At 66.7% G+C, this 25,500-nt stretch carries 26 protein-coding genes; 18 read left to right on the top strand and 8 right to left on the bottom strand.

Annotated features, from left to right (window positions below):
• Positions 1–36 precede the first annotated feature (36 nt).
• Genes CXY81_RS04255 through cysK form a run of 3 tightly spaced genes read right to left on the bottom strand, consistent with a single transcriptional unit; the run spans position 37 to position 2,607 of the window.
• Positions 37–1,047 (bottom strand): isopenicillin N synthase family oxygenase, encoded by a 1,011-nt coding sequence (locus CXY81_RS04255; protein WP_104194083.1) that lies wholly within the window; start codon positions 1,045–1,047, stop codon positions 37–39.
• Positions 1,048–1,060: 13 nt separating this feature from the next.
• Complete coding sequence (epsC, locus tag CXY81_RS04250) at positions 1,061–1,639, bottom strand: serine O-acetyltransferase EpsC (protein WP_104194082.1); 579 nt, start codon at positions 1,637–1,639, stop codon at positions 1,061–1,063.
• Positions 1,640–1,668: 29 nt separating this feature from the next.
• Entirely contained in the window at positions 1,669–2,607 is a 939-nt protein-coding gene (cysK, locus tag CXY81_RS04245) for a cysteine synthase A (protein ID WP_104194081.1), read from the bottom strand.
• Between the two features lie 140 nt (positions 2,608–2,747).
• Here cysK and prmC point away from each other — a divergent pair, with 140 nt between their 5' ends.
• From prmC to CXY81_RS04175, 14 genes are all read left to right on the top strand, one after another.
• Positions 2,748–3,629 (top strand): peptide chain release factor N(5)-glutamine methyltransferase, encoded by an 882-nt coding sequence (prmC, locus tag CXY81_RS04240; protein WP_233193981.1) that lies wholly within the window; start codon positions 2,748–2,750, stop codon positions 3,627–3,629.
• Between the two features lie 40 nt (positions 3,630–3,669).
• Positions 3,670–4,473, top strand: coding sequence for an L-threonylcarbamoyladenylate synthase (locus CXY81_RS04235; protein WP_104194080.1), 804 nt, complete (start codon positions 3,670–3,672; stop codon positions 4,471–4,473).
• Between the two features lie 2 nt (positions 4,474–4,475).
• Positions 4,476–5,699 (top strand): MraY family glycosyltransferase, encoded by a 1,224-nt coding sequence (locus tag CXY81_RS04230; protein ID WP_104194079.1) that lies wholly within the window; start codon positions 4,476–4,478, stop codon positions 5,697–5,699.
• On the top strand, positions 5,696–6,181 hold the full coding sequence (locus tag CXY81_RS04225; protein ID WP_104194078.1) for a hypothetical protein: 486 nt from the start codon (positions 5,696–5,698) through the stop codon (positions 6,179–6,181). Before CXY81_RS04230 ends, CXY81_RS04225 begins: the two co-directional genes overlap by 4 nt.
• A 179-nt stretch (positions 6,182–6,360) precedes the next feature.
• Entirely contained in the window at positions 6,361–7,143 is a 783-nt protein-coding gene (atpB, locus tag CXY81_RS04220) for a F0F1 ATP synthase subunit A (protein ID WP_104169784.1), read from the top strand.
• Between the two features lie 51 nt (positions 7,144–7,194).
• Positions 7,195–7,425 carry an ATP synthase F0 subunit C gene (atpE, locus tag CXY81_RS04215; RefSeq protein WP_174720104.1) on the top strand — a complete coding sequence of 77 codons (231 nt, stop codon included), beginning with the start codon at positions 7,195–7,197 and terminating at the stop codon, positions 7,423–7,425.
• 11 nt (positions 7,426–7,436) lie between these two features.
• On the top strand, positions 7,437–7,979 hold the full coding sequence (locus CXY81_RS04210; protein ID WP_104194077.1) for a F0F1 ATP synthase subunit B: 543 nt from the start codon (positions 7,437–7,439) through the stop codon (positions 7,977–7,979).
• Positions 7,979–8,776, top strand: a complete 798-nt coding sequence (locus CXY81_RS04205; protein WP_104194076.1) for a F0F1 ATP synthase subunit delta — start codon at positions 7,979–7,981, stop codon at positions 8,774–8,776. The genes CXY81_RS04210 and CXY81_RS04205 overlap by 1 nt, the downstream gene beginning before the upstream one ends.
• An 86-nt stretch (positions 8,777–8,862) precedes the next feature.
• Complete coding sequence (gene atpA, locus CXY81_RS04200; protein ID WP_104099721.1) at positions 8,863–10,500, top strand: F0F1 ATP synthase subunit alpha; 1,638 nt, start codon at positions 8,863–8,865, stop codon at positions 10,498–10,500.
• 103 nt (positions 10,501–10,603) lie between these two features.
• Positions 10,604–11,506, top strand: coding sequence for a F0F1 ATP synthase subunit gamma (locus tag CXY81_RS04195; RefSeq protein WP_104169787.1), 903 nt, complete (start codon positions 10,604–10,606; stop codon positions 11,504–11,506).
• A gap of 18 nt (positions 11,507–11,524) precedes the next feature.
• The gene (atpD, locus tag CXY81_RS04190) at positions 11,525–12,988 is read left to right on the top strand and encodes a F0F1 ATP synthase subunit beta (RefSeq protein ID WP_104194075.1); all 1,464 of its coding nucleotides are present in this window, start codon (positions 11,525–11,527) and stop codon (positions 12,986–12,988) included.
• 2 nt (positions 12,989–12,990) lie between these two features.
• Positions 12,991–13,257, top strand: a complete 267-nt coding sequence (locus CXY81_RS04185) for a F0F1 ATP synthase subunit epsilon (RefSeq protein WP_104169788.1) — start codon at positions 12,991–12,993, stop codon at positions 13,255–13,257.
• A gap of 5 nt (positions 13,258–13,262) precedes the next feature.
• Positions 13,263–14,033 carry a YaaA family protein gene (locus CXY81_RS04180; RefSeq protein ID WP_104194074.1) on the top strand — a complete coding sequence of 257 codons (771 nt, stop codon included), beginning with the start codon at positions 13,263–13,265 and terminating at the stop codon, positions 14,031–14,033.
• A gap of 44 nt (positions 14,034–14,077) precedes the next feature.
• Entirely contained in the window at positions 14,078–15,058 is a 981-nt protein-coding gene (locus CXY81_RS04175) for a malate dehydrogenase (protein ID WP_104194073.1), read from the top strand.
• A gap of 485 nt (positions 15,059–15,543) precedes the next feature.
• Here the strand turns inward: CXY81_RS04175 and CXY81_RS04170 are convergent, their stop codons facing one another.
• From CXY81_RS04170 to CXY81_RS04160, 3 genes are all read right to left on the bottom strand, one after another.
• Positions 15,544–16,164: a DNA-3-methyladenine glycosylase I gene (locus CXY81_RS04170; protein WP_104169791.1), complete on the bottom strand. Its 621-nt coding sequence runs from the start codon at positions 16,162–16,164 to the stop codon at positions 15,544–15,546.
• On the bottom strand, positions 16,161–16,661 hold the full coding sequence (locus CXY81_RS04165; protein WP_104169792.1) for a methylated-DNA--[protein]-cysteine S-methyltransferase: 501 nt from the start codon (positions 16,659–16,661) through the stop codon (positions 16,161–16,163). The genes CXY81_RS04170 and CXY81_RS04165 overlap by 4 nt, the downstream gene beginning before the upstream one ends.
• Positions 16,662–16,757: 96 nt before the next feature.
• Positions 16,758–17,876 (bottom strand): N(5)-(carboxyethyl)ornithine synthase, encoded by a 1,119-nt coding sequence (locus CXY81_RS04160; RefSeq protein WP_199182955.1) that lies wholly within the window; start codon positions 17,874–17,876, stop codon positions 16,758–16,760.
• Between the two features lie 83 nt (positions 17,877–17,959).
• Between CXY81_RS04160 and CXY81_RS04155 the strand changes: the two genes are divergently transcribed.
• The 4 genes from CXY81_RS04155 (at position 17,960) to CXY81_RS04140 (ending at position 23,286) form a co-directional block, all read left to right on the top strand.
• Positions 17,960–18,922 (top strand): aldo/keto reductase, encoded by a 963-nt coding sequence (locus CXY81_RS04155; protein ID WP_104194071.1) that lies wholly within the window; start codon positions 17,960–17,962, stop codon positions 18,920–18,922.
• A gap of 70 nt (positions 18,923–18,992) precedes the next feature.
• On the top strand, positions 18,993–19,583 hold the full coding sequence (locus CXY81_RS04150) for a TetR/AcrR family transcriptional regulator (RefSeq protein ID WP_104099714.1): 591 nt from the start codon (positions 18,993–18,995) through the stop codon (positions 19,581–19,583).
• Between the two features lie 8 nt (positions 19,584–19,591).
• Positions 19,592–21,325: an ABC transporter ATP-binding protein gene (locus tag CXY81_RS04145; protein ID WP_104194070.1), complete on the top strand. Its 1,734-nt coding sequence runs from the start codon at positions 19,592–19,594 to the stop codon at positions 21,323–21,325.
• The gene (locus CXY81_RS04140; RefSeq protein WP_104194069.1) at positions 21,322–23,286 is read left to right on the top strand and encodes an ABC transporter ATP-binding protein; all 1,965 of its coding nucleotides are present in this window, start codon (positions 21,322–21,324) and stop codon (positions 23,284–23,286) included. The genes CXY81_RS04145 and CXY81_RS04140 overlap by 4 nt, the downstream gene beginning before the upstream one ends.
• A gap of 127 nt (positions 23,287–23,413) precedes the next feature.
• Here CXY81_RS04140 and CXY81_RS04135 read toward each other — a convergent pair whose 3' ends face one another.
• Complete coding sequence (locus tag CXY81_RS04135) at positions 23,414–23,806, bottom strand: TraR/DksA C4-type zinc finger protein (protein ID WP_104169798.1); 393 nt, start codon at positions 23,804–23,806, stop codon at positions 23,414–23,416.
• Between the two features lie 183 nt (positions 23,807–23,989).
• On the bottom strand, positions 23,990–25,500 hold a 1,511-nt coding region (locus CXY81_RS04130), incomplete at its 5' end, for a molybdopterin-dependent oxidoreductase (protein WP_233193977.1).

Raw genomic sequence — 25,500 nt, 5'->3', positions numbered from 1 at the left:
CGACGATCGCTGCGCCGGCAGCGGCGGCTGCGGTGGCTACTCGGCGAGGTCGGAGTAGTGGATGGCCGCCACGTCCGGGTGCGCGCGCAGTCGGCTCTTCAGGGCGTTCTCCCCGTAGGTGGAGAAGATCGGGTTGTTCGGGTCGGCCGTGACCCCGGGCGCCTCGAGGGAGTCCGGCAGGCTGAGCAGCGGGATGGTCGCGTCGAGCGCGGGGCCGAAGAAGAACGGAATCGAGACCCGGTCGTCTCCGATCAGAGGCGAGATCACCCGGTGCACGGTGGCCTTGAGGTAGCCGTTCGTGGCCACCTCCAGCAGCTCGCCGATGTTGACCACGAAGGCGCCGTCGAGCGGGGGAGCGTCGATCCAGTCGCCATCCTTCTCCACCTGCAGGCCACCCTTGCCGGGTTCGACAAACAGGAGGGTCAGCACCCCGGAGTCCTTGTGCGCGCCGACGCCCTGCCGGGGAGTGGGATCGGATTTGCCGGGGTAGCGCACGATCTTGATCAGGGTGAACGGCTTCTCGGCGAAGGCCGCGTCGAACACGTTCTCGTCGGCACCGAGCGACAGCGCCCAGGCCTGCATCAGGTGGAGGGCGACCGCGGTGAGCTCTTCGCGCCAGAGGGTCATCACTTCTCGTAGCGCGGGGAGATTGGACGGCCACTGGTTCGGTCCCTCGAGACGCCGGTAGTCGGCATCCGTGGGCCGCGGAAGTGCCGGGCGCTCCGGCCCGATGTCAATCTGCTCGCGCCAGTCAACCGTACCCTGGGTGAGCTCGCCGCCCACGCGGGTGTAGCCGCGGAAGTGCGGGCTCCTCAGATTCTCGATCGCCATCTTGTCGGCTTCGGGGAGGGCGAAGAAGGCTCGGGCGGTGCGCATGACCCGATCCGTGAGGTCCGAGGGCACGCCGTGACCGGTCAGGTAGAAGAACCCGAAGGAGTGGGTGGCCTCCCGCAGATCGGCCCGAAAAGCCTCCGCCTCCGCATCGCCCCGGTCAAGCCGCGAGAGGTCGAGTACGGGGAGGGTGAGGGCGGCGGTATCGGTGGTCATTGGTCTCTGTCCCTCAGTCGTCGCCGGGCAGCAGCCCGCGGGCGGATTCGATGGTATCGGTCTTGGCCGGCTGCACGATGGCCGGGATCCCCAGCAGCAGCGACTTGGGTGGGGCATCCCGGGTCACCACCGCGTTGGCGCCGATGGTACTCCAGGCGCCGATGACGATGGGCCCGAGCACCTTGGCGCCGGCGCCGATCGTCACCCCGTCGTGCAGGGTGGGGTGCCGCTTCTCCCCCCGGGCCACCCCGTGCCGGGTCTTCCCGCCGAGGGTGACCCCGTGGTAGAGCATCACGTCATCGCCGATGTCCGAGGTCTCCCCGATCACCACGCCCATGCCGTGGTCGATGAACAGCCTCCGGCCGATGCGGGCGCCGGGGTGGATCTCGATCCCGGTCAGGAACCGGGTGAACTGCGACAGGAGCCGGGCCGGGAGCCGCAATCCGGCCTCCCACAGCCGGTGGGACACTCGATACGACCACACGGCGTGCAGACCGCTGTACGCCAGGAACACCTCGATGTTGCTGCGGGCGGCCGGGTCGTGGGCGCGCGCCATCGCCAGGTCCTCACGGATGCTCGAAAAGACACCCATTCGCTGCGTCGCCGGCCCGGTTTCGCCGACTAGTCCAGCAGGTCCTCGTAGAGCACCGTGGAGAGGTACCGTTCGCCGAAACTCGGCATGATGACCACGATGGTCTTGCCGGCGTTCTCGGGGCGCTTGGCCTGTTCGATTGCCACCCAGACAGCCGATCCACCGGAAATGCCGGAGAGGATGCCCTCATCCGTTGCCAGCGCGCGCGCCGTGGACACGGAGTCGGCGAGCGTGACGTCGGTGACCTCGTCGTAGACGTGCGTGTCGAGAACGTTCGGTATGAAGTTGGCGCCGAGACCCTGGATCTTGTGCGGTCCGGGCTTGCCGCCGGTGAGGATGGGGGAGTCGATCGGCTCGACGCCGACGATGCGTACGGATGGCTTGCGTTCCTTGAGCAGCTGGCCGGTGCCCGTGATGGTCCCTCCGGTGCCGATTCCGGCGACGAGGATGTCGACGGCTCCCGCGGTGTCGTCCCAGATCTCGACGCCGGTGGTCGCGTAGTGGATGGCCGGGTTGGCCGGGTTGTCGAACTGGCGGGCCAAAATCGCCCCGGGGGTGGCGGCCGCGATTTCCTCGGCCTTCGTGACCGCGCCGCGCATGCCGTCGGAGCCCGGCGTCAGCACGATCCGGGCGCCGTAGGCGCGCAGCAGCTGGCGGCGTTCGCGGCTCATGGTCTCCGGCATCGCCAGGATGACCGTGTACCCGCGGGCGGCGCCCACCATGGCGAGGGCGATCCCGGTGTTGCCGCTGGTGCCCTCGACAATGGTTCCACCCGGAGCCAGCTCGCCCGAGGCCTCGGCCGCATCGACGATCGCGATCCCGATCCGGTCCTTCACACTGCCCGAGGGGTTGTAGAACTCCAGTTTCACCAGCACGGTCGCGTCGAGGCCGGCGGTGAGTCGGTTTAGCTTGACCAGAGGGGTCTTGCCGACTGCAGCAGTGATATCGGAGTAAATCTGTGCGGGCATCGGTGGTCGCCTTTCGATCGGGGTCAGGAACCTCGCCCAGCCTACGGCTCCGGCATTGGGCGTGTGCGTGCGTTACATTTCAATACGTGACAACTCCGCACGGCCACCATTCCATTCCCATCAGCTCAATTCCTACCGACATTGTTCCCACCGACATTGCCGAATTGCGCACCCGGGCCATCGACTCCCTTTCCCAGGCGGGGATCAGCGACCCCGACGTCGACGCCGATCTCCTGATCGGTCACGTTCTCGCCCAGAGCCGCGGCCAGGTGCAGGCCGCCGCCATCCTGCGCACCGCCCTGGGCGCCACGGATGCCGCGGCCATCCGTGAACTCGTTCGTCGCCGCTGCCTGCGCGAGCCGCTGCAGCACATCACCGGGCGGGCACCCTTCCGCTCCCTCGACCTGTTCGTCGGACCGGGCGTGTTCGTTCCCCGCCCCGAGACGGAGCAGGTGGCGCAGTTCGCCATCGACGCGCTCCGGGCACTGCCCGACGCGGAGCCGATCGGGGTGGACCTCGGCACCGGCAGCGGCGCGATAGCCCTTTCCCTGGCGGTCGAGGTGCCGAACGCGCGCATCTGGGCGGTCGAGAACTCGCCGGAGGCCTTCCCCTGGACCTCCCGCAACTTCGAGCAGGTAGCCGCGCCGAATGCCACGCTGGTGTTCGGCGACCTCACCGACGCGCTCACCGAACTCGACGGAACCGTGGCCGTGGTCATCTCCAACCCGCCCTACATTCCGACGGATGCGATCCCGCGCGACCCCGAGGTACGCCTCTTCGACCCGGCCCGCGCCCTGTTCGGCGGCCCCGACGGGCTCGACGTGGTGCGGCACGTCTCCCGCACGGCCCTGCGCCTCCTGCGTCCTGGCGGCCAGATCGTGATCGAGCACGGTGAGCTGCAGGGGGCGCAGATCCGTGCCCTCCTGGCCGCCGACGGCTGGCGCGTCCCGGCCACTCACCGCGACTACACCACCCGCGACCGCGCCACCACGGCCCTCGCCCCCGTTCCCGCCGATCGGTGAGGGCGGTTCCCTCTGGGGGGCTGCAGTAGAATCAGGCACAATGACTCGCATCTATGACTGCTCGGTTGACACGGAATACGCGGCCGGCATGAGGCTCGCGCGCTCGGCCATCGGCCGCGGCGCGCTCGTTGTCATCCCCACCGACACGGTCTACGGCATCGCCGCGGACGCCTTCGACCCGGAGGCGGTGCAGCGCCTTCTCGACGCCAAGGGCCGCGACCGTTCCTCGCCGCCGCCCGTGCTGATCCCCGGAATTCCCACCCTCGACGCCCTGGCCCAGAACATTCCGCAACCGGTGCGCGAGCTCGTCTCCGCGTTCTGGCCCGGTGGTCTGACGGTGGTGCTGAACGCCCAGCCGTCGCTCGCCTGGGACCTCGGTGACACCCGCGGCACGGTGGCCCTGCGGATGCCGAGCAACCCGGTTGCCCTCGACCTCCTCTCCGAGACGGGACCCTTGGCCGTGTCATCCGCCAACACCAGCGGCCGGCCCTCCGCGATCGACGCGGAAGGCGCCGAAGAGATGCTCGGCGGCAGCGTGGCCGTCTACCTCGACGGCGGAACGGCCGGACTCGGCTACGAACCCATCGGCGACCGGCCGGGGGATACCTCGTCGACCATCGTGGATGCCTCCGGCTTCGACTCCAACGGTGGCAAGGTCGTCATCGTGCGGAACGGCGTGATCTCACGGGAGGCCATCGAAGCCGTCATCGGAGAGGCGCTCGCGCCGATCGGGTTCGGCGCGCCTGCGGACAAGCCCGCTGCCGAAACCACCACCGAGCCGGCCACCGAGCCCGCCACCGAAGTGAGGGCCGAACCGGTCGATCCCGCGGCAGACGCACGCTAGCCATGACCGTCTTCGTCCTGCTCAGCCTGGTCTCGGCCCTGGTGACCTTCGGGTTCTCAGTTCTTGTACTCAAGCTCAGTCACCGCTACCGCCTCTACCCGAAGATCCGCGAGCGCGATGTGCACACGCGGCCTACGCCCCGCCTCGGCGGAATCGCGATCTTCGTCGGCATCGTCGCCGCCTTCGGTGTGGCCTACCTGGTTGCGGCCCGCTTCGCGCCGCTGCGACTAATCTTCAGTGACCCCCAGCAGATCCTCGCCATCCTGGGTGCAGCCCTGCTGATCGTGCTGCTGGGAGTGGCCGACGACCTCTGGGACCTCGACTGGATGACCAAACTGGCCGGGCAGTTCATCGCTGCCGGCCTCATCGCCTGGCAGGGCGTGCAGGTGTTGTCGCTGCCGATCGGCGGGCTGACCGTCGGGTCGTCCTGGATGTCGATCCTGATCACCGTGATCGTGATCGTGATCGTGATGAACATGATCAACTTCATCGACGGGCTCGACGGACTCGTGGCCGGCGTCGCGCTCATCGCGAACGGCGTGTTCTTCCTCTACAGCTACCTGCTGGCCCGGGACACCTCCCCGAGCAACTACTTCAACCTCGCCTCACTGATCGCTGCCGTCCTGGTGGGTGCCTGCATCGGCTTCCTGCCGCTCAACTGGCGGCCGGCGAAACTGTTCATGGGTGATGCGGGCGCCCTCCTGGTGGGTCTGCTGATGGCCACGTCCGCGATCGCGATCACGGGCCAGGTCGACCCGACCGCCGTGAACCGGTCGCAGCTCTTCCCGGCGTTCATCCCGATCATCCTGCCCGTCGCCATCCTGATCATTCCGCTTCTCGACTTCGGTCTGGCGGTGTTCCGGCGCGTCCGGGCCGGCAAATCACCCTTCAGCGCCGACCGCAAGCACCTGCACCACCGGCTACTGGACATGGGCCATTCGCACCTGCATGCCGTTTTGATCTTCTACGGCTGGACCGCGGCGGCATCCGTCGGTTGCCTGCTCTACTTTCTGCTCCCGGTGTATTTCGGGCTGCCCACCTGGTATGCCACAATTTTCCTGATCGTCGGGCTGCTGATCTGCACCCTCGTCACGCTGTCTCCATTGAGTCGGCGCAAGGCCGTCGAGTCCGCCAGCCAGCTCGCCCGAACGGCCGAACACAGAGAAGAAATCGCCCGACTCGACCGCCTCGATGAGGCGTCGGCGACGGTGGAGGAGAACGTATGAACGCACCCGATCCCACCAGCTTGCCCACCACGCTCCGAGCGGTGCCATCGAACGCCAGGGGGGTCCTGACCGCAGTCCTTCGATACACAGGCTTCCTCGCGATTGCCATCGCGATCGTCGGCGGCGGACTCGGCTACCTTTTCGCGTCAACCGAAGGCCTCATCAGTGCCTTCATCGGCACCGCGCTTGCCGTGCTGTTCGCTTCGATCACTGCCGTGAGCATCATCGGGGCCATGCGGTTCGACATTGCCGCTTTTTTCGGCATCGTGATGGGGGCATGGCTGCTGAAAATCGTCGTGTTCATCGTGATACTCGCTCTGCTTCGTGATGCTACCTTCGTGCAGACGACAGTTCTGTTCATCACCGTCATTGCCGGAGCCATCGGCACCATGATCGTCGACGTCCTGGTGGTCTTCCGCTCCCATCTGGGCTACGTGAGTGACGCCGTGCTCCCGAAAAACTCCGACCACCCCAGGTCCTGACCGGAACAGGGGCGGTCGATTAGTCGCCGTGAGCGAAAGTTGATAGAGTCAAAAAACTGTCACAGGCCGCAGTGTGATCCACTGTGCCAAAGACCACACTTGACCATTGTCGCCGTTGTGCATCCGCACAGAAACAGGAGATAGCGCTGTTGTATTACGCTGCGAACTTACTGGTTCCCATGGCTACCGGCGATGAGTTTCAGGCTCCGGGCATCAGTGAGTTCCTTGGTCTCCCCGCGTTGTTCTTTGAGGGCACGCCCTTCGAGATTAACCGGATCATCCTGGTCCGCATCCTCGCCATAGCCGTGATGCTCCTGCTCTTCTGGCTCGCCCTGCGCAAACCATCCCGGGTCCCTGGCCGCGGTCAGAGCATCGCCGAGCTTGTACTGGGTTTTGTCCAGGTGCAGATCGCCGATCAGATCCTCGGCAAGGAGATGGGTCGCCGTTACCTGCCCCTGTTAGCCGGCATGTTCTTCGGCATCCTTGCGATGAACGTCACGGGCGTAATCCCGGCCCTGAATATCTCGGGCACGGCACTCATCGGCATGCCCCTGCTGCTCGGTCTCGTCGCCTACGTCGTGTTCATCTACGCGGGTATCAAGCAGCTCGGCGCCGCCAAGTTCTTCAAGAACTCGCTCTTCCCGGCCGGTGTGCCGTGGCCGATCTACATCCTGCTCGCCCCGATCGAGTTCATCAATATCTTTATCGTGCGGCCGATCTCGCTCGCTTTGCGACTCCTGCTCAACATGATGGTCGGGCACCTCCTGCTCGTGCTGTGCTTCGGGGCGACGAGCTTCTTCATCTTCACTGCAGGTGGCTGGTTGGGGCTCTTCGGAATCGGGACGCTGGCGTTCGGGTTCATCTTCACTTTCGTCGAGTTCGCCGTGTTCATCCTCCAGGCGTACATTTTCACCCTCTTGACCGCGGTGTACGTCCAACAGGCCGTGGCTGAAGAGCACTGACACACACAACTGCGTCGACCGACGCCGTTTTCGATTGAAAGGACACACATAGTGGAATCCACCATTCTTGCCGAGATCACCGGCAATATCGCCACCGTAGGCTACGGTCTTGCCGCGATCGGCCCGGGTATCGGCATCGGTATCGTCGCCGGAAAGACCGTTGAAGCCATGGCTCGCCAGCCCGAACTCGCAGGCCGTCTCCAGGTCACCATGTTCCTCGGCATCGCGTTCACGGAGCTCCTTGCATTCATCGGTGTTGCCGTCTTCTTCATCTTCGTCTAGGGATCGCCACCATGCCTGAGCTTGTTCTGGCAGCAGAAGCGGAAACGAATCCGTTCCTTCCTGCCATCTACGACATCACCTGGTCGGCTGTTGTCTTCCTGGTCGTCATGGTCTTCTTCGTGCGCTTCGCGATCCCGCGTTTCCGCCAGATCCTCGACGATCGTGCGGAGGCCATTGAGGGCAACATCGCCAAGGCAGACGACGCCCAGCGCAAGGCCGAAGCAGCTCTCGAGCAGTACACGACCCAGCTGGCCGAGGCGAGGGCCGAGGCCGGCAGGATCCGCGACGCCGCCCGCGTCGACGGACAGACGATCGTGAACGAGCTCAAGGAGCAGGCCGTCATCGTCGCCGCTCGGGTAACCGCGACGGCGAAGGCTCAGATCGTGGCCGAACGTCAGGCCGCAGTGATTTCACTGCGCAGCGAAGTCGGCACACTGGCCATCGACCTGGCCTCCGGCGTCATCGGCGAAAGCCTGACCGACGACGAAAAGGCCAGCGGCATCGTCGACCGATTCCTGGCTGACCTCGAGGCCTCGGAGAAAGTGGTCCGGTAATGGGTAGCGCCACCAGGGAAGCCTTAGTCTCAACACGGGCGGTTCTGTCCCGTCCCGGGGGAACGAACGACCTCGCGACCGGCGTCAATTTGTTGAACTCCGGTCGTGTGATTGGCCACACGTCACAGCTCCGGTCGGCTTTGGTCGACCCGTCAGCGGATACGGCGGCGAAGGCCACCCTCGTGAGCGCAATCTTCTCGGGCGCAATGACGCCGACCGCGCTGGAGCTGCTTCAAGCCGCCTCCGCCGCACGCTGGTCGAACCACACCGATCTTCTGGCCGGCATCGAAGACCTCGGCCTGCGGGTGATCGCCTCTTCGGCCACGGTCCCCGGGCAGGTCGCGGAGGAACTGTTCGCGTTCGGCAAGACCGTGTCGTCCAACGGCGAGCTCGAACTCGCCCTCGCCTCCAAGCTCGGCACCACATCGGCCAAGGTGAGTGTTGTTGACGCCCTCCTGGCCGGCAAGGTCTCCGAACAGACGCTCGCGATTGTTCGGCACCTGGTGCAGCAGCCCCGCGGCCGCCGCATTGGGGAATTGCTGCGCTACGCCGCATCCATCGTCGCGGACCAGTCGAACAGCTCGATCGCCACGATCACGTCGGCCGCCGCGCTGGCTCCGGAGCAGGTTGATCGCCTTCGAGCCAGCCTCACGGTGCGCTATGGGCGTCGGCTCACGATCAACGAGGTTGTCGACCCCGAAATTGTCGGGGGCGTCCGCGTTCAAATCGGTGACGACGTCATCGATGGCAGCATTGCCACCCGTCTTAAAGATCTGAGAATCCAGCTCGCTGGCTGACCGCTTCAGTCAGTACCACACACCTCGGGACGGCAGCGTCTCGTGCACGACAGAACCTGTACACCCAGTACAGAAAAGGGAAGATGATGGCAGAACTAACGATCAGCCCCGATGAGATCCGTGACGCTCTCCAGGACTTCGTGAAGTCCTACGAGCCGAACAAGACCGCGACGACCGAGGTTGGCTACGTCACCACGGCCGGCGACGGCATCGCGCACGTCGAGGGCCTTCCCAGCGTGATGGCGAACGAGCTCATCACGTTCGCGGACGGCACCCTCGGCCTCGCCCAGAACCTGGACGAAGACGAGATCGGCGTCGTCGTTCTCGGCGAGTTCGCCGGAATCGTCGAGGGCATGGAGGTGCACCGCACTGGTGAGGTCCTCTCCGTACCCGTCGGCGACGGCTATCTCGGCCGCGTCGTCGACCCGCTGGGGGCGCCCATCGACGGGCTCGGCGAGATCAAGAGCGAAGGCCGCCGCGCGCTGGAGCTACAGGCACCCGGCGTGATGGACCGCAAGTCGGTTCACGAGCCCATGCAGACCGGAATCAAGGCCATCGACGCCATGATCCCGATCGGCCGCGGCCAGCGTCAGCTGATCATCGGTGACCGCCAGACCGGCAAAACCGCGATCGCGATTGACACGATCATCAACCAGAAGGCCAACTGGGCGACGGGCGACGTGAACAAGCAGGTTCGTTGCATCTACGTCGCCATCGGTCAGAAGGGTTCCACGATCGCCGCCGTCAAGGGTGCGCTCGAGGATGCCGGAGTCATGGAGTTCACGACCATCGTCGCGTCCCCGGCCTCCGACCCGGCCGGCTTCAAGTACCTCGCCCCGTACACCGGCTCGGCCATCGGTCAGCACTGGATGTACGCCGGCAAGCACGTCCTCGTCATCTTCGACGACCTGTCCAAGCAGGCCGAGGCCTATCGTGCGGTGTCGCTGCTTCTGCGCCGCCCGCCGGGACGTGAGGCGTACCCCGGTGACGTGTTCTACCTGCACTCCCGTCTGCTCGAGCGTTGCGCCAAGCTGTCCGACGCCCTCGGTTCCGGATCGATGACCGGCTTGCCGATCATCGAGACCAAGGCGAACGATGTCTCTGCCTACATCCCGACCAACGTGATCTCGATCACCGACGGCCAGATCTTCCTGCAGTCCGACCTGTTCAACGCCAACCAGCGTCCCGCGGTCGACGTGGGCATCTCGGTCTCCCGAGTCGGCGGTGACGCTCAGGTCAAGTCGATCAAGAAGGTCTCCGGCACTCTGAAGCTCGAGCTGGCGCAATACCGGTCGCTCGAGGCCTTCGCGATGTTCGCCTCCGACCTCGACGCGACGAGCCGTCGCCAGCTCGGTCGTGGCGCACGCCTGACCGAGCTGCTCAAGCAGCCGCAGTACTCGCCGTACCCCGTCGAAGACCAGGTCGTCTCGATCTGGGCCGGCACGAACGGCAAGTTCGACGAGGTGCCCGTGGCCGACGTCCTGCGCTTCGAGCGTGGCCTGCTCGACCACCTGGGCCGCACCACGAGCGTACTCACGACACTGCGCGACACCAACGTTCTCGACGACGCGACCATCGCGACGCTCGAGATCGAGGTCGACAAGTTCAAGCAGGGATTCCAGACGGGCGAGGGCAAGCCGCTCGCCTCGGTGGGCAAGGAAGTCTTCGAGGCGATTCCCGCTGACAAGGTCAACCAGGAAAAGATCGTCAAGCACCGCCGCTAAGTGACATCGGCCGCGCTCCCGACTCGTTCGAGCCGCGGGGCGCGGCCGGCATCACTCGATCGCCCGCACCAATTCAGCACTGACAAGGAAGCACAGGAGACACATGGGAGCGCAACTTCGGGTCTACCGGCAGAAGATCAAGTCTGCCCAGACGACTAAGAAGATCACTCGGGCCATGGAGTTGATCTCTGCCTCGCGCATTCAAAAGGCCAAGGCTCGCGTCGCCGCGTCAACCCCGTTCGCTCGTGCCGTCACGCAGGCGGTGTCCGCGGTAGCGACGTACTCGAATGTCGCCCACGTGCTCACGACCGAACCGGAGAAGATCGAGCGCGCTGCGGTCGTCATCTTCGCCTCCGACCGTGGTCTCGCGGGGGCGTTCAGCTCGCAGGTGCTGCGTGAGGCCGAATCGCTCAGCGAGCTGCTGCGCAGCCAGGGTAAAGACATCGTCTACTTCCTGGTGGGTCGCAAGGCCGCGGCGTACTTCAATTTCCGCCGCCGCGTCTCCGAGCGCATTTGGACCGGTTCCACCGATCAGCCGCAGTACGAGACCGCATGCGATATCAGCGACGCGCTGCTCGAGGCCTTCCTCCGCGAAGCGGACGACGGTGGCGTCGACGAGATTCACGTCGTCTACAACCGGTTCGTCAGCATGGTCACCCAGCTTCCTCAGGTTGTCCGGCTGCTTCCCCTCGAGGTCGTCGATGGCGTTGAGGAGCCTGGTGATAACCAGGTCCTGCCACTCTACGAGTTCGAACCGGACGTTGAAACGGTGCTGGACTCGCTCCTGCCCGTCTACATCGAGAGCCGTATCTTCAACTCCATGCTGCAGTCCGCCGCAGCCGAGCACGCCGCACGTCAGAAGGCCATGTCATCGGCCTCCGACAACGCGGACAAGCTGATCAAGGACTACACCCGGCTGTCCAACAACGCCCGGCAGACCGAGATCACGTCGCAGATTTCCGAGATCGTGGGTGGAGCCGACGCGCTTTCATCCGCCAAGCACTAAACCAGAGAAGAGAGAGCTATGACTGACACCGCAACCGCGCCAGTCCATGCACCGGTCGAGTCCGTGGCCGTGGGCCGGATCGCCCGGGTCACGGGCCCGGTCGTCGACATCGAGTTCCCGCACGACTCGATTCCGGGCATGTACAACGCACTGAAGACCACTATCGTCATCGGTGATGTGTCGACCGTGATCACGCTGGAGGTTGCCCAGCACTTGGGCGACGACCTCATTCGCGCCATCGCGCTGAACCCGACCGACGGTCTGGTTCGTGGCCAGGAGGTCCGGGACACCGGCTCGCCCATCACGGTTCCCGTCGGAGACGTCACCAAGGGGCGCGTGTTCAACGCCATTGGCGAGGTGCTCAATGCGGAGCCCGGCGAGAAGATCGAAATCACTGAGCGCTGGCCCATCCACCGCAAGCCGCCGCCCTTCGACCAGCTGGAATCCAAGACGCAGCTGTTCGAGACCGGCATCAAGGTCATTGACCTGCTCACCCCGTACGTCTTGGGTGGAAAGATTGGCCTGTTCGGTGGTGCCGGCGTCGGCAAGACCGTTTTGATCCAGGAAATGATCCAGCGTGTCGCGCAGGACCACGGTGGAGTGTCCGTGTTCGCCGGTGTCGGTGAGCGCACCCGTGAGGGCAACGATCTCATCCACGAGATGGAAGAGGCGGGCGTCTTCGACAAGACCGCCCTCGTGTTCGGCCAGATGGACGAGCCGCCGGGGACGCGTCTGCGCGTCGCCCTCTCCGCGCTCACCATGGCCGAGTACTTCCGCGATGTTGCCAAGCAGGATGTGTTGCTCTTCATCGACAACATCTTCCGGTTCACTCAGGCCGGCTCTGAGGTGTCGACCCTTTTGGGCCGCATGCCCAGCGCTGTGGGCTACCAGCCGACCCTGGCCGACGAGATGGGCATCCTGCAGGAGCGCATCACGTCGACCCGTGGCCACTCGATCACCTCGCTCCAGGCCATCTACGTGCCTGCTGACGACTACACCGACCCGGCCCCGGCGACCACGTTCGCCCACCTCGACGCCACCACCGAGCTGTCGCGTGAGATCGCTTCGAAGGGCCTCTACCCGGCCGTCGACCCGCTCACCTCGAGCAGCCGTATCCTCGACCCCCGCTACCTGGGTGCCGATCACTACAACACGGCCGTTCGCGTCAAGGCGATTCTGCAGAAGAACAAGGAACTGCAGGAGATCATCGCGATCCTCGGTGTCGACGAGCTTTCCGAGGAAGACAAGGTCACCGTCTCCCGCGCACGCCGCATCCAGCAGTTCCTGTCGCAGAACACCTACATGGCCAAGAAATTCACGGGCGTCGAGGGGTCCACGGTATCGCTTAAGGACACCATCGAATCCTTTACGGCGATTGCCAATGGTGACTTCGACCACGTGGCCGAGCAGGCTTTCTTCAACGTCGGAGGCATCGCCGACGTCGAAGAGAAGTGGGCGAAAATCCAGAAGGAGAACGACTAGTCATGGCCGATTCTTCGCTCAAGGTCAGCGTCGTCGGGGCGGACCACGAGGTGTGGTCCGGCGAGGCGAGCATGGTTGTCGCCCGCACCGTCGAAGGCCAGATCGGAATCCTCCCCGGGCACGAACCCATGCTGGCCATCCTGGCCAGCGGTGAGGTGCGCGTGACCCTGGGCGGCGGCGAGAAAATCGTCGCCGAGGCGGCGGACGGCTTCCTGTCGGTCGCCAACAATGTGGTCACGATCGTCGCTCGCAAGGCAGAACTCGTTTAGTCAGTGTGCTGATCCTTCTGCCGCCGTCCGAGACGAAACGTCACGGGGGCATCGAATTACCGCTTGACCTGCAGAGCCTCACGTACCCGTCGCTTGGACCCAAGCGGCGGGTACTTGTGCGTGCGCTGCAGTCGCTTGCGAAGCATCCGGATGCGATGATGTCGGCCCTAAGACTGGGTCACACGCAGTCCGCGGAGGTGGAGCGCAATCGCGTGCTGTCCTCCGCCGCCACAATGCCGGCCATCGACCGGTACACCGGCGTCGTCTATGACGCCCTCGACGCCGCCAGCCTCTCCCCGCTGGAACGCGACTGGGCAGGCCGGAACGTCCTCGTGCATTCCGCCCTGTTCGGGCCGGTCGGCGCTCTCGATCTCCTCCCGGCCTACCGGCTGTCCTGCGATTCCAGGCTGCCGGAGCTGCCGCTGAAGAAGCACTGGGCGGGCGCTGTGGGTTGCGTTCTGGCGGGGTCAGCGGGGCTCCTGCTGGATCTCCGCTCGAACGGGTACGTGGCGCTCGGCCCCGCGCCGGTGCGGCCCGACGCGGTGTTTCTGCGCGTGGTCACGGAGACGGCGGACGGCCAGACGCGAGCCGTGAACCACTTCAACAAGACGGCCAAGGGGAACTTCACCCGGGCTCTGATCCGGCACGGTCGGTCCTTCGACACCGCCGTAGAGCTGCTCGACTGGGCACCGGGGGCAGGCTTCGATTTGCGCCCGGGAGCGGTCCGGGAACTGAATCTGGTCGTCGCCGCCGAGGTTGCCGCAACCCGAGGCTGACGCGGGCACATTCCGGCCCTAGGCTGGCTTTCGTGTCCACACCAATGAATGTCACCGTCACCGGCGCCGGCGGACAGATCGGCTATTCGCTGCTCTTCCGGATCGCGTCCGGAGACCTCCTCGGCCCGAGCGTTCCCGTCAACCTGACCCTGATGGAGATCCCCTCGGGGCGCGCAGCAGCCGAGGGCACCGCCCTCGAACTGCAGGACTGCGCGTTCCCTCTCCTGCGCTCCGTGACGGTCACCGAAGACCCCGTGCGCGCCTTCGACGGCGTCAACATCGCCCTCCTGGTCGGATCCCGCCCTAGAGCCGTCGGCATGGAGCGCGTCGCGCTGCTCGAAAGCAACGGCCGCATCTTCGGTGCGGTGGGGGCCGCCCTCAACGCGGGCGCGGCATCCGACGTGCGCGTGCTGGTCGTGGGCAACCCCGTCAACACCAACGCCCTGGTGACCAGTGCCTTCGCCCCCGACATCCCCGCCGACCGGTTCACCGCCATGACGCGACTGGACCACAACCGCGGCATCGCTCAGCTAGCAAGCCGGCTGCAGGTGCACGTCGCCGAACTCGACGGTCTCACCATCTGGGGCAACCACTCCGCCAGCCAGTACCCGGATGTCTTCCACGCCACCGCCGGGGGATGTCCGGTCTCCGAGCTGGTGGCGCAGGACTGGCTCGTCGACGACTTCATCCCCCGGGTGGCGAACCGAGGCTACGAAATCATTCAGGCCCGCGGGGCATCGTCCGCGGCCTCCGCGGCCAGCGCAGCCATCGACCACGTTTACGACTGGGTCAACGGGACCGGTGAGCGGTGGACCTCGGCGGGCGTCAGCTCCGACGGCTCTTACGGCGTCCCGGAGGGGCTCGTATGTTCCTTCCCGGTTCGGGCTGTCGACGGCCGCTGGCAGATCGTGCCGGACCTGGCTATCAACGCGTTCTCGCGGGCGAGGATCGACGCGTCCGTCGCGGAGCTGATCGAGGAGCGCGAGGCCGTACGGGCACTCGGCCTGCTGCCGTCCCTCCGATAGACGCGCGAGTCCTGATGGCTGGGGGGCGATGAGGATTCGCGGATGGGGGGCTTCGAAGCGGTTGTTTTCGATGCACACGTCGGAGAGCCGTGACCGCGAGAGGGAGGGGGGTGAACGTGCGCTCCGACCGCCGTATGTCTGAGTCCGAGGCCTCGCGGCGACTCCGTCCCGAACGAATTCGACGGAGATTCGGCCCGAATATCCCCTAAATCCCAGAAATGTGCTCATTTTCGGCAGAATCTCCGTCGAATTGGTTCGACACCGGACACGGCGCTCCGCCCGTGATGAACGGCGTCCACACGGTGCAGTCAGGGCTGAAGTGCGGGCGCGACAGAACCAATCGTTCAGGACTTACTCGCCTCGAGGAGCACCTCACGCACAACAGTGCCGGTCGGGCAGCCCGTGGTCGGGCAGCCCGTGGTCGGGCAGCGCGGCGGCTGGCAGGGCGGCGGTCGGCATAGCGTCAGCCGTCGGCGTTGTGGTGGTCAGGCGTCGTTCGACCGATGGCATCCACTCAGGTGGTCGTCGACGAGGCCGGCCGACTGCATCAGGGCGTACATGGTGGTGGGGCCGACGAACGTGTAGCCCCGGGTGCGCAACTCCCGGCTCAGTGCCATCGATTGCATTGTGGTCGCCGGGACCTCGCCGAGCTCCCGCAGCCGGGGGCCGCGGGGTTCGGGCGCGAAGCTCCAGATCAGCTCGGTCAGGCTCTCGCCGAGGTCTCGGGTGACCCGGGCGTTCCGGATGGTGGCCTCGATCTTGCCGCGGTGCCGGATGATGCTCGCATCCGCGAGGAGCCGGGCGACGTCGACGTCGTCCATCACGGCCACGCGGTCGACGTCGAAGTCGTAAAAGGCGGCCCGGAAGGCCGGCCGACGTCGCAGGATGGTGATCCAGGACAGGCCGGCCTGGAACCCCTCGAGGCACAACTTCTCGAACAGCAGCCTCTCGTCCCGGAGCGGACGCCCCCACTCTTCGTCGTGGTAGCGCTGGTATTCGGGGTCGCCGCCGACCCAGCCGCAGCGGATGAGCCCGTCATCGCCGAGCTTCAGTGAGGCGGATGTCGTGGCCTCGGCTGGCAGCGCGCTGGTCGCCGGGGTGCTCATGAGCGGTGCTCGATGCCCTCGTGGTCGAGGAGCCAGACCTTGGTGGGCACTCCGCTGCCGCCGCTGTAGCCGGTGATGCGACGGTCGGCGGCGAGCACCCGGTGGCAGCCGATCAGGATCGGAACGGGGTTCGCCCCGACGGCGCCGCCCACGGCCCGGCCGGACCCCGGCTTGCCCAGCGATCGTCCCAGCTCGCCGTACGAGGTCGCCTCGCCGAAGCCAAGCTCGGACAGTCGCTGCCAGACGCCCTGCTGGAACGCAGTGCCCCCGCTCGGCGCCACGGGCAGGTCGAAAACCGTGCGGGTGCCGCCGAAGTACTCCGCCAATTGGTGCGCGGCCCGGTCGAGCAGGGGCGACGGGGCTTCCGGGGTCTCGTCGAGGGGCAGCTGTCCGTCGCGTTCGATGGAGAGGGAGAGGATGCGCTCGGCGTCACTCGTGAGTTCCAGCCGCCCAATGGGGCTGGGCAGCCGGATCAGGAAGGTTCCGATGGTCGTCATGCCTCGACTGTAGTCGGCGGCGCCCTGCGCACAGCGCGGGTTTCGGACCTGGCGTGGGAAGAGCGCCGGGCTGGGCTGGGGAGGAGCCGGCCGGCTTCAGGCGAGCCGGGTGTGGGGATACTCGGGGGAGCGGTGCTGGAATTCCAGGATGTCGGGATTCCGGATGATCCCCTCGTGGATCTCGATGGCCCGCCGAAGGGTCTCGTTGGCGGTCCAAGCGGCCTCGCCCGTAAGGACCTCGCGCAGGTACGGCAACAGCGCCTCGCTGATCTCCCAGGTGGCGGAGTTCCAGAGGTACGACGGGCTGTGGTCGACCGCGTAGTAGGTGACGTTGGTGCCGACCCGGAAGGTCGGTTCGTCGAACGTCGTCGATTTCGCCCAACTGAAACCCATGCCGGTGTCGCAGGACACGTCGATGATCAGCGACCCCGGGGCCACCATCGGGAGGTCATCGTCGCGCAGGAAGATGAGCGGGGCATTTGGGTCCTGCAGCACGCAGTTCACGATGACGTCGTGGCCGGCGAGAAACTCGGGCAGCGGCACCCGTTCGTTTCCCGGCAGGGCGAAGTTCCCGTTCGTGCCGTCGCCGTGGTCGAGCTGCACGATCTGGGCGGAGTGGATCGGGGAGCTGACCGCGGTCACGTCGCGATTGGTCAGCACCGTGACATCGTAGACACCGAGGGCGTTGAGCGCCGTCACGGCGCCCCGGGCGGTGGCCCCGAAGCCGATCACCGCGGCACGCTGCTTGCGGCCGTAGTCACCCGTCGAACCGATCAGGGACAGGGCGTGCAGCACGGAGCAATACCCGGCGAGCTCGTTGTTCTTGTGCAGCACGTGCAGGTGGAACTCGCCGCCTCCGGTCCAGTGGTTCATCGCCTCGAACGCGATCAGGGTCAGCCGCTTGTCGATGGCAAGCTGGGTGAGTTTCTCATCCTGCACGCAGTGCGGCCAGCCCCAGAGCACCTGTCCGTCGCGCAGTGCCGCGACATCCGCCAGCAGAGGCTTGGCGAGCAGGATGACGTCGCACTCCCGGATGAGGTCCGCGCGCGAGCAAAGCCCTCCCACGAGCGGGGCCAGCTGCTCGTCCGACACGCCGAACTGCTCGCCGTAGCCGCGCTCGAGAAACATTCGCTCCCGGAGGTCCGGATCGATCCGTTCGACATGTGACGGATGAATGGGCAAGCGCCGTTCATTCGGCTTACCGGAACGCGACATGACGCCGAGCGTGAAACGACTCACTGGTACCCCTTTGTAGTTGAGTCCTGTCTAGCACAGGCCGGCGAGCCTAATGTGGAGGGATGGAGCAGATGGAGTACCGCAGACTGGGCAATTCGGGGCTCATGGTGTCCACGATCGGGTTGGGCTGCAACAACTTCGGACGCGCCGGAACCGCGACGGAGGGCCAGGCCGGAACCACCGCCGTCGTCAACGCGGCCGTCGACGCCGGGATCACCCTGTTGGACACGGCCGACATCTACGGCGCGGAACGCGGCCTCAGCGAGACCCTGATGGGTTACGCGCTGCGGGGCAAGCGCGACCAGATCGTGCTCGCCTCGAAGTTCGGCATGGACATGAACGGTCGGAACGGACCCGACTGGGGCGCCCGCGGCTCACGTCGCTACATTCGACTGGCCGTCGAGGCGTCCCTCCGGCGCCTGCAGACCGACTGGATCGACCTCTACCAACTGCACCAGCCTGACCCGAACACCCCGATCGAAGAGACCCTGCAGACCCTCGACGACCTCATCCGCGAGGGAAAGGTGCGCTATATCGGCCACTCCAACCTGGCCGGCTGGCAGATCGCCGAGGCGGAGTTCACCGCCCGGCTGACGGGGCATCCGCGGTTCGTTTCGGCGCAAAACGAGTACAGCCTGCTGGTGCGTGACGCCGAAGACGAGGTGCTGCCGGCCGTCAACGCCTACGGGCTCGGCTTCCTGCCGTTCTTCCCCCTCTACAACGGGCTCTTCACAGGCAAGTTCTCCCGTGCGGGCGGCCCCGCCGACAGCCGCATCATGATGGTCCGGCCGCACCTGGCCCGGAACGCGCCTTGGGACGTCATCGAAAAGTACGAAGCGTTCTGCGACCAGCGCGGCGTGACCATGCTCGCCGCCACCTTCGCCTGGCTGCTGGCCCAGCCGGGGCTCACCAGCATCATCGCCGGAGCAACCCGCCCGGAACAGATCTTGCAGAACGCCACCGAGGGCAGCGCGTGGAGGCCGTCGCCCGAGGACGTGGTCTGGATCTCGGACCTCTTCGCCTGAACCGTCCTCTCTGGAACCCGAACCCCGATTCCACCTTGTGAGTGAGTGCTCACTCATATAAGCTGGGGGGATGTCCGTCAAACCTGCGCGCGCGAAAGCCCTGTCCGTCGAGGACCGGCAGTCGATGATCCTCGACGCGGTCACGCCGCTGCTGATCGAGCACGGCCAGACCGTCACCACTCGACAGATCGCCCAGTGCGCCGGGATCGCCGAGGGCACCATCTTCCGAGCCTTCGACAGCAAGGACAACCTGCTCCGGGCGGCCATGGACCGTCAGCTCGACCCCGAGCCGTTCCGTCTCGAACTTGCCGCGCTCGACCGTGAGCTCCCGCTCGAGGAACGGGTGCGCGCCATGGTCTCCCTGCTGCGCCGCCGCTTCGCGCAGGTCTTCGCGCTGATGACGGCGGTGGGCTCGATGGGCAGACCCCACACCCACGACGTCGCGCACGAGTTCACCGTGCTGCTCGCCGACGTGCTCGCTCCTGACCTCCTGCGCCTCACGGTTGCCCCGGAGCGGTCAGGGCAGGTCATCCGGATGATCGCGCTTGCGGCATCCGTGCCCCACATAACGGCCGGCCCCGACTTCGACGACGATGAGCTCACCGCCCTCATCCTCTACGGCATCATCGGCTTCCCGACGCCGCCGAACGCCCCCTGCTAGGAGATCCGATGCTCTGGAAACTGCTCGTGAAATACCTGCGGCCGTACCGGCGGCTGCTGGCAGCCGTCGTCGTGTTCCAGCTGGCCCAGTCGATCGCCTCGCTCTATCTGCCCACCCTCAACGCCGACATCATCGATGAGGGCGTCGCCACGGGAGACACCGTGTACATCCTGCGCATCGGTGGTCTGATGCTGCTGATCACCCTGTTCCAGATCGTGTGCGCGATCGTCGCCGTCTACTTCGGCGCGAAGGCCGCCATGGGGCTCGGACGCGACCTGCGCGGCGCTGTCTTCACCCGAGTCGACGAGTTCTCCGAGCAGGAGGTCACCCGGTTCGGCGCCCCGTCGCTGATCACCCGGTCGACCAACGACGTGCAGCAGGTGCAGATGCTCGTGCTGATGACTGCCACCATGATGGTCACCGCACCGATCCTGTCCATCGGCGGCGTGATCATGGCCGTCCGGCAGGACGCGCAGCTATCCTGGTTGATCGCCGTGAGCGTGCCCGTGCTGTTGATCGCGGTCGGGCTGATCATCGCGCGGATGGTGCCGCTGTTCCGCCTGATGCAGACCCGCATCGACACGGTGAACCGTGTGCTGCGGGAACAGCTCACGGGCATCCGCGTCATCCGGGCGTTCGTGCGCGAAGACGTCGAGTCCGTGCGGTTCGGCAAGGCGAACACGGATGTCACCGACACCGCCCTTCAGGCCGGCCGCCTGATGGCCCTGATGTTCCCGGTCGTCATGCTCGTCCTGAACGTCTCCAGCGTGGCCGTGATCTGGTTCGGGGCGTTCCGGATCGAGGACGGGTCCATGCAGGTCGGCACCCTGGTTGCCTTCCTCAGCTACCTGATGCAGATCCTGATGGCCGTGATGATGGCCACGTTCATGGCCGTGATGATCCCGCGGGCGACCGTGTCGGCCGACCGGATCGGCGAAGTGCTCGAGACCGAGTCCAGCGTGCGCCCGCCGCGCCACCCCGTCGTCGACAGTATCGGCCGCGGAGAGGTGGAACTCGTGGACGTGGGCTTCGCCTACCCCGGCGCCGAGCAGCCGGTGCTCTCCGACGTGAGCTTTACCGTGCATCAGGGGCAGACCACCGCGATCATCGGCAGCACCGGATCGGGCAAGACCACCCTGGTCAACCTGCTGCCTCGCCTCTTCGACGCCACCCACGGCAGCGTGCGGGTCGACGGGGTGGACGTGCGCGAGCTCCACCCTGACCTGCTCTGGGGCAGCATCGGGCTGGTGCCGCAGAAGCCGTATCTGTTCTCCGGCACCGTGCGCAGCAACCTTCTCTACGGCAAGCCCGACGCCACTGAGGCGGAACTCTGGGAGGCACTGACCATCGCGCAGGCCCGCGACTTCGTGGCGGAGATGCCGGACGGCCTCGATGCCCCGATCGCGCAGGGCGGCATGAATGTGTCCGGCGGGCAGCGGCAGCGCCTGGCCATTGCCCGGGCCCTGGTCAAACGGCCCGAACTCTATATCTTCGACGACTCGTTCTCCTCGCTCGACCTAACGACGGATGCTCGGCTGCGCCGGGCACTGGCCGTCGGCACGGGCGGCGCCACCATGGTGATCGTCGCCCAGCGGGTGTCGACCATCGTCGGCGCCGATCAGATCCTGGTGATCGAAGGCGGACGTATCGTCGGCCGCGGCACCCACGACGAGCTGCTCGAGTCGAACGAGACCTACCAGGAAATCGTGTCGTCCCAGTTGGCGGCGGAGGAAGCAGTATGAGCCAGACATCCGGGGCCTCGGCCCGCCCGCCCGCACGGGGCCCCGGCCACGGTCCGTTCGGCGGTATGAGCGCCCCCGCCGAGAAGGCCATGAACTTCGGCCCGTCGGCGAAACGGCTGCTCGGCAAGCTGCGCCCCGAGCGTCTGTGGCTCGGTCTGGTCCTGGTTCTCGCCGTCGCGAGTGTCACGTTCTCCGTGCTCGGACCGCGTCTGCTCGGCGAAGGCACGAACCTGATCTTCTCCGGCGTCATCTCCCAGGACCTGCCTGCCGGCCTGAGCCAGGCCCAGGTGATCGACCAGCTGCGCGCCTCCGGCGACACCGGCAAGGCCGACCTGCTCAGCGGGATGACGCTGACGCCCGGCCAGGGAATCGACTTCGCGATGCTCTCCACCGTGCTGCTCTGGGCGATGGCGCTCTACCTGCTGTCCTCGGTGTTCGCCTACGTGCAGGCCTATGTGCTCAACGGCGTCGTGCAGCGTACCGTGTTCCGGCTCCGCAGCGAGATCGAGGCGAAGATCAACCGCCTCCCGCTGCGCTACTTCGACACGGTGCAGCGAGGCGAGCTGCTCAGCCGGGTCACCAACGACGTGGACAACGTCTCACAGAGCCTGCAGCAGTCGCTGAGCCAGGCCGTCACCTCTCTGCTCACCGTGGTGGGCGTCATCGTGATGATGTTCCTGCTCTCGCCTCTCCTGGCCCTGATCGCCCTGGTCACAGTGCCGCTGACCCTGGTCACGACCGTCCTGATCGCCCAGCGCTCGCAGAAGTTGTTCGTCGCACAGTGGACCCACACCGGCGAGCTGAACGGCCAGATCGAGGAGACCTTCACCGGCCACGCCCTGGTCAAGGTGTTCGGCCGCCAGAAGGAGGTCGAGCAACGCTTCCGGGCCAAGAACGACGAGCTCTACGAGGCCAGCTTCGGCGCCCAGTTCGTCAGCGGCCTGATCATGCCGGCGATGACATTCATCGGCAACCTCGTCTACGTCGGGATCGCCGTCGTCGGTGGCCTCCAGGTGGCATCCGGGGCCATGCAGCTCGGCGATGTGCAGGCGTTCATCCAGTATTCCCGTCAATTCACCCACCCGCTGGCCCAACTCGGGTCGATGGCGAACCTGCTGCAGTCCGGCGTCGCCTCCGCCGAGCGGGTCTTCGCCCTGTTCGACGCCGATGAGCAGAGCCCCGACCCGGAGCGCGCCGAGGCACCCACGATCGCCCACGGCCGGCTGGTCTTCGAGAACGCCTCGTTCCGCTACACGGTGGACAAGCCGCTGATCGACAACCTCAGCCTGGTGGCCGAGCCCGGCCAGACCGTGGCCATCGTGGGCCCCACCGGGGCAGGCAAGACCACCCTGGTGAACCTGATGATGCGCTTCTACGAGCTCGACGCCGGCCGGATCACGCTCGATGGCGTGGACGAGCGCCGAATGACCCGCGACGACCTGCGTGGACGCATGGGCATGGTGCTGCAGGACACCTGGCTGTTTGGCGGCACGATCCGCGACAACATCGCCTACGGGCGTCCGGATGCCACGGAGAAGGAGATCCTGGACGCGGCGCGCGCGACCTACGTGGACCGGTTCGTGCACACGCTGCCCGACGGCTACAACACCGTACTCGACGACGAGGGCAGCAACGTCAGCGCCGGCGAGAAGCAGCTGCTCACCATCGCCCGCGCGTTCCTCGCCAAGCCCAGCGTGCTGATCCTGGACGAGGCGACCAGCTCTGTCGACACGCGCACCGAGGTGCTCGTGCAGAAAGCGATGCGCGCCCTCCGCGCCGACCGCACCAGCTTCGTGATCGCGCACCGGCTCTCCACGATTTGGGACGCCGACCTGATCCTGGTGATGGAGGCCGGCCGGATCGTCGAGCAGGGCACGCACGAGGAACTGCTGGCAACGAATGGCGCGTACCACGCCCTCTACACCGCCCAGTTCGCGGCGGCGGTCGCCGACGAGATCTAGGAGCTGTCTCCGAGACCGAGCCACAGGTGCTCCCTCCGGAACGAATTCGACGGAGATTTTGCCCAAAGCGGCCCCAGAATGACCAAAAACCGCTCTGGAGACCAGAATCTCCGTCGAATTGGTTCGGTCAGGCCCGGCGGTGCGCCTCCAACTCGCGCGCGCAGTCGATGCACAGCTCCGCGGACGGCCGGGCCTCGAGTCGTTCCCGGCCGATCGGTTCGCCCCGGCGGGTGCAGAACCCGTAGCTGCCGTCCGCGATGCGCGCCAAGGCTTGGTCGATCGCCGCGGACTGCGCCGCCAGGTCGCTGTGCACACCCGAGATGCGCGACCACTCCATGGTCAGGGTGGGTCCTTCGGGATCGTGCTCGTCGTCGGCGGTGCCGGCGTTTCTGGCCTCGATCACACCGTCGAGGGTGGTGCCGATCCGGCCGAGCGCGATGTCGAGGTCGCGGCGCTGATGGCGGAGCAGCTTCTCGAAGTGCCGCAGGTCGGCGGGGGTCAGTTTCGTCCGGGTGGGCATAAGCGTCTACTCCGCTGCCGGGGGGCGACGTGAGCCGCCGGCGCGCACTGTCGATCCGTCATTCCGGTGCATGATTCCCGTCCTCTCAAGCTGGGCACGGCAATGCGCCGGCACGCTGCGTGGTTTTCGCTGTTGAAGATACGCCCGCGCCGGCCGGCTGTCGCGGGGCTGCGAGGGGTCGCTTCAGGCGACCGTGACCGGGATATCGTGCAGGCCGGTGGCCCCATCGGGGATCACGTCCCGGCGCACAGAAGTCTGCACCAGGCCCGCGGCATCCGTCGCCCGCACCCGCAGGGTGTGCCGCCCGGCCGATGCCGGCCAGACCCAGCTCCACTGCCGCCAAGTGTCGGCCGAGATCGCGTCGGCCAGGGTCGCGTCGTTCCAGGCTCCGTCGTCAACTTGCACCTGCACGCCGCGGATGCCCACGTACTGCGACCAGGCCACACCCGCCACGATCACCGGTCCGGCCGCGATGTCGGCGTTACGGCTCGGCACATCGATCCGGGAGGAGAGCTTGACCGGTCCTCGGGCGGTCCAGCCGCGCGTCGTCCAATAGGCGGTCTCCCGGTCGAAGCGGGTCACGTTCAACTCGACCACCCATTTCGTGGCCGACACGTAACCGTAGAGCCCGGGCACGACCATGCGCACCGGGTAGCCGTGCTCGAGGGGGAGCGGCTCCCCGTTCATCCCCACCGCGAGGATCGCGTTGCGGTCGTCGGTGAGAACCTCCAGCGGGGTGCCCGCGGTCCAGCCGTCCTCGCTGCGGGAGAGCACCATGTCGGCCCCGGCGAGAGGCCGGGCCCGCGCCAGCAACAGGCGGATCGGGTAGCCCAGCCAGGTCGCGTTGCCGATCAGGTCGCCGCCGACGGCGTTGGAGACGCAGGCGAGAGTGGTCGTGCTCTCCTCGAGGGGCAGGGCGAGGAGCTCGGCGAAGTCGATCTCGATCTCCCTCTCGACCATCCCGGTGACCGTCAGCGTCCAGGTTCCCGGGTCGATCCGGGGCACCTGCAGGGCGGTGTCGATGCGGTAGAAGTCGGCGTTCGGGGTGATCAGCGGAGTGAGGCCGGGGATGTCCAGCGCGGCACCGTCTGGGATCGGGGCACCGGGAACGGCCGCGGCCGGCAGTGTGAAGCGCGCGCGCGCGGCATCCGTCGCCCGGATACCGGCCGAGATCAGCTGCCCGCCGGCCGCGGCGAGCACGCCCAGGCCGGCGCTGGCCCCGGCCCAGACCAGGAACCGACGGCGGTCCGGGGCGGATGCCTCGGCGCCTGCGGGCGTGCGGCGCAGCTGGGCGACCATCACCGTGAGGAGCACGGCCGAAACGACCATCGCCAGCACTGCGGGCATCGCGTCGAAGGCGGCGGTGTTCTCCCGGGACAGCACCGCGAAGACGGCCAGCGCGCCGGCCAGGGCCACGAGGACCCGGCCGATCGGCGGCCACCGGAACTCCAGCACCCCGGCGGCGGCGGCCAGCACCACGGCACCGAGCGCGACGCAGAACACCAGTACGACCTTGTCGGCCGTGCCGAACAGGGCGATGACGAGTTCCTTCAACCAGGCCGGGGCGCGGTCGATGACCAGCGCGCCGACGGCGAAGATCGGGCTGCCCACCGGGGCGAGCAGGGCGGCCGTCAGCTCGGCCGCGCCGAGGCCGGCCAGGGCGGCGGCCACGCCGGCCGTCGCGGGCCGCCCGA

It is taken from the genome of Cryobacterium sp. M25 (assembly GCF_002929635.1).
Lineage (GTDB): Bacteria > Actinomycetota > Actinomycetes > Actinomycetales > Microbacteriaceae > Cryobacterium > Cryobacterium sandaracinum.
This window is presented reverse-complemented; position numbering and strand designations above follow the sequence as displayed.